The organism is Sorangium aterium (genome assembly GCF_028368935.1).
Classification (GTDB): domain Bacteria; phylum Myxococcota_A; class Polyangia; order Polyangiales; family Polyangiaceae; genus Sorangium; species Sorangium atrum.
The window spans coordinates 1,378,449-1,390,245 of the sequence record NZ_JAQNDK010000003.1 but is presented as its reverse complement, the minus strand read 5'-3'; the positions used below and the strand labels follow the sequence as shown (position 1 = coordinate 1,390,245).

At 74.6% G+C, this 11,797-nt stretch carries 6 protein-coding genes; 3 read left to right on the top strand and 3 right to left on the bottom strand.

Features of this window, described 5'->3' with window-relative positions; translation table 11 throughout:
• The first annotated feature begins 38 nt into the window (after positions 1-38).
• The 3 genes from POL72_RS29410 (at position 39) to POL72_RS29400 (ending at position 6,754) form a co-directional block, all read left to right on the top strand.
• The gene (locus tag POL72_RS29410; RefSeq protein ID WP_272099320.1) at positions 39-1,274 is read left to right on the top strand and encodes an SPFH domain-containing protein; all 1,236 of its coding nucleotides are present in this window, start codon (positions 39-41) and stop codon (positions 1,272-1,274) included.
• Positions 1,275-1,413: 139 nt separating this feature from the next.
• Positions 1,414-3,471 (top strand): serine/threonine protein kinase, encoded by a 2,058-nt coding sequence (locus tag POL72_RS29405; protein ID WP_272099318.1) that lies wholly within the window; start codon positions 1,414-1,416, stop codon positions 3,469-3,471.
• A 181-nt stretch (positions 3,472-3,652) separates the two neighbouring features.
• Positions 3,653-6,754, top strand: coding sequence for a response regulator (locus POL72_RS29400; RefSeq protein ID WP_272099317.1), 3,102 nt, complete (start codon positions 3,653-3,655; stop codon positions 6,752-6,754).
• 15 nt (positions 6,755-6,769) lie between these two features.
• Here the strand turns inward: POL72_RS29400 and POL72_RS29395 are convergent, their stop codons facing one another.
• Genes POL72_RS29395 through POL72_RS29385 form a run of 3 tightly spaced genes read right to left on the bottom strand, consistent with a single transcriptional unit; the run spans position 6,770 to position 11,357 of the window.
• Positions 6,770-7,882, bottom strand: coding sequence for an ABC transporter permease (locus POL72_RS29395; RefSeq protein WP_272099315.1), 1,113 nt, complete (start codon positions 7,880-7,882; stop codon positions 6,770-6,772).
• Positions 7,879-10,569 carry an ABC transporter substrate-binding protein gene (locus POL72_RS51340; protein ID WP_272099313.1) on the bottom strand — a complete coding sequence of 897 codons (2,691 nt, stop codon included), beginning with the start codon at positions 10,567-10,569 and terminating at the stop codon, positions 7,879-7,881. The genes POL72_RS29395 and POL72_RS51340 overlap by 4 nt, the downstream gene beginning before the upstream one ends.
• Entirely contained in the window at positions 10,566-11,357 is a 792-nt protein-coding gene (locus POL72_RS29385; RefSeq protein WP_272099311.1) for an alpha/beta fold hydrolase, read from the bottom strand. The genes POL72_RS51340 and POL72_RS29385 overlap by 4 nt, the downstream gene beginning before the upstream one ends.
• Between the last annotated feature and the right edge of the window lie 440 nt (positions 11,358-11,797).

The window sequence follows — 11,797 nt, the reverse complement described above, 5'->3', positions numbered from 1 at the left end:
ACACCCAGCACACCGAGCACACCGAAGAGGAGCGCGACATGGGGATTTTCGATTTCGTGAAGAGCGGCGTCCGCGAGATGATGATCGCGCGCCCGGACGCGGCGAAGCATCTCATCGTCTACAAGCACCCGGATCAGAACGTCCCCTTCTGGTCGCAGCTGACGGTCGACAGCGATGAGTGTGCCCTCTTCTTCAAGGACGGCAGGTACATGGGTTACCTGCCCACAGGGCGCCACACCCTCCAGACCCAGAACATCCCGTTCCTGAACAACCTCGTCAACAAGTTCACGGGCGGGGACGTCTTCATCGCCGAGATCTTCTTCGTCAAGACGCAGCCGGTCCGCGGCGTGCCGTTCGGCGGGCCGCTGGAGTCGATGGAGGACCCCGTCCTCTTCGAGTTCGTGACGCCGCGCATCTTCGGTGAGTTCTCGCTGGTCGTGGTCGATCCGGTGCGGTTCGTCGTCGGGTACCACGGGCAGTGCGGCGGCAGCGGCGACAACGATGTCGTCCTGAGCTGGATCAAGGGCAAGTTCTTCATGAGCGTGAAGACCGTGATCGGCCAGGTCTGCGCGCAGCAGCAGAAGAGCCTGCTCAACCTCGGCGGCATGAGCCTGGAGCTCGGCGCCCGCATCGTGCAGTCCGCGCCGAACCTCGAGGAGATCGGCTGCAAGATCCTCGAGATCGGCAACTTCAACATCAACTTCTCGGCCGAAGAGCAGAAGCTCCTCCGCGAGGCGAACAAGGCGCGCGGCGATGCGCGCCGCGGCGTCGGCGTCGCGCAGGACACCGCCCGCGCGAAGCAGTTCGAGCTCGACCAGCGGTTCCAGCAGGACGCTCGGTACGTGCAGCAGCTGGCGGGCAACTGGCAGAACTACGCCGCCGGCCAGGCCATGATGGGCGCCGGCCAGGGCATGGCGCAGGGCGGCGACGGCAGCGGCGTCGCCGGGCTGGGCGCCCAGGTGGCGATCGGCGCCGGCCTGGCGCAGGCGATGAACCCCGCGCTCGCGGCGCAGGGCCAGCCTCAGTTCGTGCCGCCGCACATGCAGCAGCCGGGTGCGCCGCAGGGTTACCCGGGCGCGCCGCAGGGCTATCCGGGCGCGCCGCAGGGCTATCCGGGCGCGCCGCAGGGCTATCCGGGCGCGCCGCAGGCTGCCCCCGCCGCAGCGCCGTCGATCGAGCAGCGCCTGGAGCGCCTCGGGGAGCTCAAGAGCAAGGGCCTCATCACCGACGAGGAGTTCCAGGCCCGCAAGGCGAAGATTCTGGAAGAGATCTGAGTCCTTCCAGGCGCGCTGTCCGCCGCGCGCGGCGACCCTCGGGGGGGCGCTCCACGGCGGTCGCCAAACTGGCGCCATCTGATCCGAACCACTGAGCGCGCTTTCGGCTAGACTCGATGGGGTGCCAGTGACGCTCCGCATGGCCGGGGATGCTCAGCCCGAGATGACCGCCGGCGAGTCCGAGGCTGCCGAGCTGTTCCATCGGGAAGACATCCCGCGGCTGCACGGAGACGAGCCATTTGCCGAGGCTCCGGCGCGCAGCGATGTGCCGCCAGCCCGAAGCGATTTGCCTCCGGCGCGCAGCGATGTGCCGCCAGCCCGAAGCGACGCGCCGCTGCGCAGCGATGTGCCGCCCCGCAGCGAGGTGCCGTTCCGCAGCGATGTGCCGCCGCGCGGCGACGTGCCGCCGCGCAGCGATGCGCCGTTCCGCAGCGAGGTGCCGTTCCGCAGCGATGTGCCGCCGCGCGGCGACGTGCCGCCGCGCAGCGATGTGCCGTTCCGCAGCGATGCGGCGTTCCGCAGCGACGTGCCGCCGCGCAGCGATGCGGCGTTCCGCAGCGACGTGCCGCCGCGCGCGGATACGCTGCGAGCGCCCGTCGACGCGCGCCCGGCGATCCCGCCGCTGCCGGCGCGCTTCGACGGGCCGGCGCGCCGGGGGAGGGCGAAGCAGACCCCGCGCGCGCGGCGCTGCCCGACCTGCAAGCAGACCTTCTCCGGCGATTCCCGCTTCTGCCCGTTCGACGGCGACCCGCTCGCCGACGCGCCCGACTGGAACCCGTCGGCCGATCCGATGCTCGGGCGCACCATCGACGGCCGCTACGAGGTGCAGGCGGTCGTGGGTGAAGGGGGGATGGGGACGGTGTACGAGGTGCGCCACAAGTCGCTCGGCCGCCTCTTCGCCCTCAAGGTGCTCCGGCACGACATCGCGCAGGACGCCGAGCTCGTCGCCCGCTTCATCCAGGAGGCCAAGGCGGCCGCGGCGATCGGCCACCCCAACATCGTCGCCGTGAGCGACTTCGGCGCGATCGAGGTCGAGACGGGGCAGGCAGAGCTGCCGTTCTTCGTCATGGAGTTCCTCTCCGGGACCTCCCTCGCGTCGCTGCTGCGCACCGAGAAGACGCTGCCGGCCGACAGGGTCGGGCAGATCATGCTCCAGTGCGCCGCGGCGCTCGGGGCTGCGCACGCCGCGGGCGTCATCCACCGCGACCTGAAGCCCGACAACGTGTACCTCGTCCGCAACGGCGATCAGGAGTTCGTCAAGCTGCTCGATTTCGGCGTGGCGAAGGTGACCGGCGGCAAGCGGCTCACGCGCATCGGCATGGTGTTCGGGACGCCGCACTACATGAGCCCGGAGCAGGCGGAGGGGAAGCGCATCGACGCCCGCGCCGACATCTATGCGCTCGGGGTCCTCATGTACGAGTGCTTCGCGGGGCGCGTCCCCTTCGAGGCGGACACGTACATGGGCGTGCTGACCAAGCACATGTACATGTCGCCCGAGCCGCTCGAGCAGGTGATGCCCGACGCCACCACGCTCGGCGCGTTCGGCCCGATCGTCATGCGCTGCCTCGCCAAGAACCCCGAGGAGCGCTTCTCCTCGATGGCCGACCTCGTCGAGGCCATCGAGCTCGCCCTCGATCCGCCGGGCCGCGGGGTCTCCGTCGCGCCCCCGGGCGAGCTGCCTCGCCACGAGTCGATCCGGCCGCGCGCGCACGAGTCGATCCGGCCGCGAGCGCACGAGTCGATACGGCCGCGCGCGCACGAGGAGATGCTCGCCCCGGTCCAGGCGCCCGCGGAGCCGTCCGAGCCGCTCTCGATGGCCGCGCGCGTGGCGATCGCGCTCGCGGCGGTCCTCGTGCCCATCGTCATCGCCCTCGGCGTCCGCGCCTTGCGCGCCTCGGCGCCCGAGGCGGCGGCCGAGGAGCCGCCCGAGGCTGCCTCCGCCGGCGCTCCCGGCGCCCTCCCGGCGGAGACAGCGCCTGCCAGGGCGATCGACGAGCCGCCCGCGGTCGCGACCGCGGCCGCGACGGCTGCGCCCGCGCCGCTCGCGCAGGAGCCGCCCCGCACCCAGGGCACAGCCGTCCCGATCCCGGCGAAGCCGACCGCGGCGACGGGCCGTCCGGCGGCGACCACGGCGCCCACGGCCTCCATGGTAAGGCCGCAAGCAACCGGCGATATCGTCGATCCCTGGAAGCGCTGATCGCCCGATCGGCGCGCGACGAAACCTGGCCTTCCCCGCCGTCCTGTGTGCACGATGGACGACGTCGAGCGCCGGGCCCGCGGCCGCGGGACAAGCGATCGACGGCAGCGGCGACGCTCAGGGCGGAGCGCTTGACAGCGTCCGTTCTGGCTCGCCATCCTTCGCGAGGCGGAAACCTCTAGTGGCCAAGCAACAGCTCCTCCTGGTCGACGCGGATCCGCGCAGCGTTCGGGTCCTCGAGGTCAGCCTGAAAAAGGCCGGTTACAGCGTGACCACCGCGAAGGACGGAGCGGACGCTCTCGCGAAGCTCGAGGTCTCCACGCCGGACCTCGTCCTCAGCGACACGCGCCTCCCCAACGTGGACGGATATGCCCTCGTCCGCAAGATGAAGGAGCACGCCGACTGGGCCTCGATCCCTGTCGTCTTCCTCACGAGCCAGCGGTCCATCGAGGACAAGATCCGCGGGCTGGAGCTCGGCGTCGAGGACTACCTCACCAAGCCGATCTTCGTGCGCGAGCTCATCGCGCGCGTGACGCTGCTCCTCGCGCGGCGGACGCGCGAGGGGATCACGACGCGCCACTTCTCGACGACGGGGCGGACGAGGTTCTCCGGGTCGATCCTCGACATGAACGTCGTGGATCTGCTGCAGACGTTCGAGGTGAGCCGGAAGAGCGGGATCGTCCACCTGTCGCACGCGGACAACGAGGCGCAGGTCTATTTCCGCGAGGGCAAGGTCGTCGACGCGACGCTCGGCCGGCTCTGCGGCGAGGAGGCCGTCTACCGCGCGCTGCTGTGGAACGAGGGGACGTTCGAGGTCGAGTTCTGCAAGGTCGACAACCCCGACGGGATCGAGACGTCGACGCAGGGCCTCCTCATGGAGGGGATGCGCCGCGTCGACGAGTGGGGCCGCCTCCTCGAGGCGCTGCCGTCGCTCGCGACCGTCTTCGAGGTCGACAGCGAAGAGCTCCTGGAGCGGCTGAACGAGATCCCCGACGAGTTGAACGGGATCCTGCGCCTGTTCGACGGCAAGCGCACGCTGATGCAGGTGGTCGACGCGTCCCCGTTCGAGGATCTCTCGACGCTCTCGACCATCTCGAAGCTCTATTTCGAGGGGCTGCTGGTGCCCGCGGCGGCGCTCCCGCCCGACGACGTGGTGCCGAGCGAGCCGGAGACGGCGTTCCACGACGAGTTCTCGCCGCTCTCGTCGCCGTCGAGCGCGCGGCGCTCCAACTACCCCGACGGGAGCCCGGGGAACGCCGGCTCGGACGACCTCGAGGACGCCGCCGTGGTCCCGGCGCCGCTCTCGACCCGGGTCTCCCCCGCGGTGCTCCCGCGCTCCCGGCCCGGTCACGAGCTGCACTCGCCGGCGGGGGACCCGGACGCGGAGGCCCCCGGGCGCCCCGTGACGACCCGCAGCGCGGTGCACGGGCCAGGGGCGGTCGGCCGAGCGGCCAGCGCGAGCGCCGCCGTGGCGCGGTCCGCGCCGGAGGGGGCGCGTGCGCCGTCGGAGCCGCCGCGGAGCGCCGTGTCGGCCGCGACGGCGCGCTCCGGCGCGGCGGGTGGCCGCGCGCCGTCGGAGCCGCCGCGGAGCACCGTGTCGGCCGCGGCGGCGCGCGCCGGTGCGACAGCGGGCCGCGCGCCGTCGGAGCCGCCGCGGAACGCCGTGGCGCGCCCCGGCGCGGCGGGTGGCCGCGCGCCGTCGGAGCCGCCGCAGAACGCTGTGGTGCGTCCCGGTGCGGCGGGTGGCCGAGCGCCGTCGGAGCCGCCGCGGAACGCCGTGGCGCACCCCGGTGCGGCGGGTGGCCGAGCGCCGTCGGAGCCGCCGCGGAACGCCGCATCGGGTGCCGAGGCCGCGCGGGTTACGCGGTCGCGCGCGGAGATCGATCTCGAGAAGGACACCACGCTCGCGAGCAGCGATGAGGCCCCGCTCACGCGACCGCTCGTGACGCCGCGCAGCTTCGCGCAGAAGCAGCGCTCCACGAGGAGCGACAGGCCCGTTGCCGCGGCCGCTCCCGCCGAGCAGCGCGTTCGCTCTATGCCCCCCGCGGCGCCTGCAGCGGCGCCCGAGGCGCCTGCAGCGGCGCAGCCCGAGCCCGCGGCGCCGACTGCGCTTGCGTCGGCGCCGTCCGCGCCAGCGGCGGCGACAGGCGTTGCGCCGCCCGCCGGCGAGGAGCGCGCCGCGGCGGCCTCGACGAGCCCCACGCTGCGCCCCCGCCCGCCGAGCGATGCGCCGCCGCCCGTCGCCGTCCCGCGCGGGGCGGAGCGGGCGCAGGCGCCGCCGCCCGTCGAAGCGAAAGCCGCGGAGGCGCGCCCGATCGCAGTGCCTCCGCCGCTGCCGAACGCCGCGCCGGCCGGCGCCGCCCCGGCGGCGAGCCTCGCGGCGGCGCAGGACGACGCGCCCCCGGGCGATCCCGGGCCGATCAGCGAGAGCGAGCGCTTCTTCCTCGGCAGCGGGGCCGTCGCGCCGGAGGGGATGGCGGCGCAGGACCATCGCTCGGGCGAGGACGCCGATACGACCGCCGGCGCCGTCGAGGCCACGCTCTTCGGGCCCCACCACGAAGAGCGCCGGGCCCGCATCGCGCGGATCGCCGCCGGCCTGGTCACGGCGCTCGCGCTCGGGGCCGCCGGCGTGTGGCTGGTCGGCCAGACGGGGCGCCCCGTGCCAGCGGCGCCGGTCCATGCGCCCTCGCCCGAGGAGGTGCTGGTCGGGCAGCGCTCCGCGGCCGCGACCGCGGCGGCTCCGGCCGCGCCGGAGCCGGAGGGAGAGCCGGCCGCCGCTTCGGCGGCGGGGCTCTCCACGACGACCCCTGCCGACATTCCGGCGGGCCAGCCGGCCGCGCCAGCCTCGGCGAGCGCACGGGCGAAACCCATCGCGCCGGTCGGAGCGCCTTCCGAGCACGCGCCGGCCGCCCACGCGGCGCCGCCGAGCGCGGCGGCGACCGCGAGCCAGGCCGCCGCACCGGCGCGGGAGCCGGAGCGCACGGCTGCCCCGCCCGCGTCCGCGTCGGCCGCGCCCGCGCCAGCCGCGCCGGACGAGGAAGGCGGGCCGCTCTCGGCGCGCGTGATGCGCGCCCTGGAGTCGGGGCAGACCGGCAGGGCGGTGCAGCTCGCGCAGCAGCTCACGGCCGCCTCCCCGGGGAGCGCCGCGGCGTGGCACCTGCGCGGCGCTGCAGAGCAGGCAGCCGGGCGCGGTGGGCGGGCCTCGTTCCGCAAGTGCGCCGAGCTCTCCTCGCCCGAGTCCTCGCTCGGCGCCGAGTGCCGCGCGCTCGCCGGCATGCAGTGAGCGTGCGGCCCGCGCTCAGCGCGACCGCGACCTGAGCCGGGGATCGAGCGCCAGGGCCGCGAGATCGAGCGCGACGGTGGCGAGCACGATCGTGGCCGCGGAGAAGAGCACCGTCCCCACGATCAGCGGGCCGTCCCGGTTCTGGAGCGCCTCGACCGCCATGCTCCCGACGCCGGGCCAGCGGAAGAGCTTCTCCGTGACGATCGCGCCGCCCGCCAGCGCCCCGAGATCGAGCGCGGCGAGCGTGGCGAGCGGCAAGAGCGCGTTGCGCAGCGCATGGACGACGAGCGCGCGCAGGCGAGAGGCGCCCTTGGCCCGCGCGGTGCGGATGAAGTCCTGGCGGAGCAGCGTCCGGAGCTCCTCGCGGACGATGCGCGCGTAGAGGGCGCTGCCGAACACGCCGAGGGTCAGCGCCGGCAGGACGAGGGAGCGCAGGTGATCGGCCGCCGTGGCGCCGTACCCGTCGTAGGGCAAGAGCCGGAGCTTGTAGGCGAGCACGTACTGGAGGGCGGGGCCCAGCACGAAGGTCGGCGCGCTGGCGCCGAGCAGCGTGGCGCCGAGCGCCGTGTCCTCCCAGGCCGTCCCGCGGCGGGCCGCCGCGACGATCCCGAGCGAGAGGCCGAGCAGGAGCTGCACCAGCAGGGCGGCCAGCGCGAGCTCGACGGATCGCGGCACCTTCGCCTCGAGCAGATCCACGACCGGCTTGCGGTAGTGGAAGCTGTACCCGAGGTCGACGTGCAGGCCGAGCGGACCCGCCGCGCAGCTGCGGTGCTCCGGATCGGCGCGCGCGCCCGCGTCGGGGCCAGCGCCGCTGCCGTCGCCGCCCCGCGCGGGGCCTAGGTGGACGAGCCGCCGTACGAACCGCGCGAACTGCACGGGGACCGGGCGATCCAGCCCGTGGATGGCCCGCGCGCGCTCGAGGTCCGCCGCCGAGGCCTGCGGCCCGACGAGCATCCGCGCGGCGTCTCCCGGCAGGAGGTACGCTATCCCGAACGAGACGGCGGTGACCCCGGCGATGACGATCGCGGCCCAGCCGAGGCGCCGGAGCAGGCGCGCGAGCGCGGAGCCCACCGCGGAGGCGCGGCCCGGGCGGGGCGTGGAGGCACGGCGCGCGCGCGTGGTGCTCATCGGGGGAGGGCCGCGCGCGCGAGCAGCGCGCGGAGCGGCGTCGCGGTTCGTGGCGCGGCGGCGCGCGGCCCTCCGCCGGCCGGGGGCCGCGCGGACGGGTCGAGCCAGACCTCGTGGAGGCGGGACGTGAGCGCGGCGGCGCCCTCGTGGCCGCGCACGTAGGGGTGCCAGAGCTCGAGCTGCCGCGCCGTGTACGTGGGCACCCACGGCGCGCGGTCGCGGACGATGCGCTCGGCGCGGTCGTAGAGCGCGAGGCGCCGCGCGCGATCCTGCTCGGCGTGGGCGGCGTCGAGCGTGCGATCGAGCTCCTCGTCGCTGAAGAAGGCGTAGTTCTGCGAGCCCTCGTCGCGGATGGCGCGCGTGGAGAGCGTCGGCTCGAAGACGCTCGCCGGGTCGGGGAAATCGGCCTGCCACCCGACCCAGCCCATGGGGACGGCGCGGCGCCGCGAGGCCTCGGCGAGGTAGGTCGCCCAGCTGACGAGCCGCAGGCGGACGCGGAGGCCGATCCTGGCGAGCTGCTGCTGGACGATCTCGCCGATCGCCTGCTCCAGCGTGTCCGGGACCGCGATGTAGTCGATGACGCCCGGGTAGCCGCCCCTCCCGGTCGCCGGATCGAACGGGTAGCCGGCCGCGGCCATCTGCTCGAGCGCGCGCGAGAGGTCGTGCTGCCGCATCGGCGCGTCGCGCGGGGGGCCCGGGATCGACGGCGGCAGCACCCGGTCGAGCGCGAGCAGATCGGGGCGCACCTTCTCCAGCACGGTGGGGTCGAGGGCGAACGCGACCGCGCGCCGGACGGCGAGCTGGTCGAACGGCGCGAGCTCGGTGTTGAGGAAGACCGCGTTGGTCCTGTTCCGCGTCAGCCAGCGCCTGTGCCCCTCCCACCCGGGCGCGGCGCGGTAGGCCGCCGCGTCGATCGCGGTCAGATCGCGCAGGGTGTCGAGCTCGCCCTCCTCGAACTTGTAGCGCTGGGTCGTCGCGCGCACGCCCGTCTGCCACTCGATGGCGTCGAGGTACGGCAGGCCCGGGCGGAAGTACCCCTCGTGGCGGGCGAGCCCGATGCTGCCGTCCTGGTCCCACCGCGCGACGCGGAACGGGCCGGCGCCGCACGGCGGCGGCGGGCTCGCCGCGTCGACCGCGGCCCCGGACGAGGGGCACACCGGCGCCATGAACGCGAGCGTCATGAGGGGCAGGAACGTCGCGTCCGGCGCGCGCAGATCGATCGCGACGGCGTGGTCGCCGAGCACCCGCACGCCGGCGAGGTGCGGCGCCGCGCCCGCGCGGTACTCGGCGAAGCCCTCGATCATGTCGTACTGGCTCGCGCCCGGGCTCGGCGTCCTCGGGTGGAGGGTCCGCTCGATCGAGCGCTTCACGTCGGCGGCGCGGAGCTCCGCGCCGTCGTGGAACCGCACGCCCTCGCGCAGCGTGAAGACGTACGTCCGCCCCCCGCGCTCCACCTCGATCGCGCGCGCGAGATCGGGCGTGATGCGGCCGCCCTGGTCCCACGCGACGAGGCGGGCGAAGACGAGCTCCGCGACGGTGCTCGAGAGCTCGTCGTAGGCGATCGCCGGATCGAGCGCGCGCGCGTTGACCGTGGTCGCGAGGCGCAGCGTCCCGCCGCGCACGGGCGCGCGGGACGCCGGCTCGCCGCCGAGGGGAGCGCGGACGCCGCCCGCCGAGCCGCCCGAGAGCAGGAGCAGCGCCGCGCCCGCGACGAGCAGATCGACAGGCAGGCGACGGCCGCGCGGGAGCGCCGCGCCGGCCGGATCGAGCGCGTCGCGGAGCCCCTCGCTCGCGCGGTGGAAGCCGAGCACGGCGAGCACGATGGCGAAGCCCGGCGCGGCCACAAGGAGCGGCCTTACCCCGAGGTACGGCTCGGCCTCGTGCAGCATGCGGCCCCAGGTCGCGGTTGGCGGCTGCGCGCCGACGCCCAGGTAGCCGAGGGCGGCCTCCGCGAGGATCATCTGCCCGGCGCTGATCGTCGCGAGCGCGAGCAGCGTCCCGCCGACGTTCGGCAGGACGTGCCGCCGGACGATGTGCAGCGGCCCCGCGCCGAGCGCGCGCGCGGAGGCCACGAAATCGCGCTGCGCGAGCTCTGCCGTCTTGGCCCGGACCACCCGCGCCGCGCCGGTCCACCCCGTGAGGCCGAGCACGAGCAGGATCGTCCCCACGTCCGCGCGCCCCACGGCGACGCCGATCGCGGTCACGAACAGGAGGTACGGCAGGGCGAGGATCACGTCGACGAGCCGCATGAGCGCGCCGTCGAGCGCGTCCGCCCGCGTGCCGGCGGCCATGCCGGCCGTGACGCCGACGAGCGCCCCGAGCCCCGTGGCGAGGGCGGTCGACGAGAGCGCGATGGCGAGGGAGAGCCGCGCGCCGTGCGCGAGGCGCGCGAGCAGGTCGCGGAAGAGCGGGTCCGTCCCGAGCCAGTGGGCGGCCGACGGCCCGGGCGGCGCTCCGGAGGCGTCGCGGGCCAGGGTGAAGTCGCTCGCGTTCGGGTCGTGGGCGATGACGGCCGGCCCCACCGCGGCGAACAGCGAGAGCAGCGCGACGATCCCGAGGCCGAGCAGCGCCGAGCGGTCCCCGAGGAACCGCCGCGCCGCGTCCTCGCCGAGGACGGCGCGCCCGGCGCGCTCGGCCGCTCGCGCCGCGCCGCGCGAAAGCCGAGCCCAGCGCGCCGCCGCCGTCACCGCTTCCCTTCGAGGAACTGCGTCACGAGCGCGACGAACTCCCCCGGGCGCTCCTCGTGGGGCGAGTGTCCGGCGTCCATGATCTCGAGCATCGCGCCGGAGATCTCGCGGGCGAGCCGCTGCGCGCTCGCCGCCGGGAAGATGCGGTCGTCGCGCCCCCACACGACGAGGGTCGGCGCCGTGATCCGGGTGAGGCGCGCGACGACGGGGCGCGCGTCGAGCACCGAGCGCATCACCGCGTGGGCGCTCTCGCGCGCCGAGGGGGCGTTGAAGAGGTCGTAGTGCCGGTCGACGCGCGACAGCGGCACGGCCGCGTCCGCCCGGAACACATCGTCGCGGAAGTACGACCGGAACGTGCCGCGGCCGTGGAGCTGCTTGAAGACGATGCCGCCGACGATCGGCAGGAGCGGGAGCTTCATCTTGAAGCTCATCGGGAACGGGTAACAGAGCGCGTCCTCCAGGACGAGCCGCTGCACGAGCTCCGGGTGGTTGGCGGCCAGCGTGATCGCGACGGCGGCGCCCATCGCGTGGCCGACGAGGTGCGCGCGGCCGACGCCGAAGGCGGCGATGAGGTCGGCCACGGCCTCGGCGAACGTCTCGATGCCGTAAGCGTACCGCGCCGGGCTCGGCTTCTCGCTCTCGCCGAAGCCCGGGAGGTCCGGGGCGATGACGTGGAACCGCTGGGCCAGCGTGTCGATCACGTCATCGAACTCCAGGTGGCTGACGAGGAAGCTGTGGATCAGGAGCAGCGCCGGGCCGTTGCCCGCGCCGGCGACCAGGACCCGCATCCTGACACCCCGGGCGGTGACATCCCTGATGACGCGTTCGACGGGTCGGGGGGCGGCGGGCGAGGCCGAGCTCCGACCCTCGCTGGCGAGGGTCTTGGCCATGGTGGCGGCGAGACTATCAGCCCTTTTGTCTGAAAGGACCGATGTGTGTCAGGGTGCGGGGCATGCCGCTGCACGAGCCCCGCTGGGTGTCGGGCGCCCCCTTGCTCGCACCCATTGCACCGAGCGTCGCTTTTTTCCCACCCCGGCCCCCGACCTGCGCCGTGCCGGGCGGGCCGACGCGTCGTTCCGACGGACGAAAAATGTCCGAGGCATGTCAAGAACCCCGGCAAAGCACCGCGTCTCGCGACAGCCACACAATAATCGTAGTCGCGTCAATTGACTGTATTCCATTCAGTGGAATAGAGTCGCCCGCGTCGGTTGGGTAGGGCCTCCGGCAA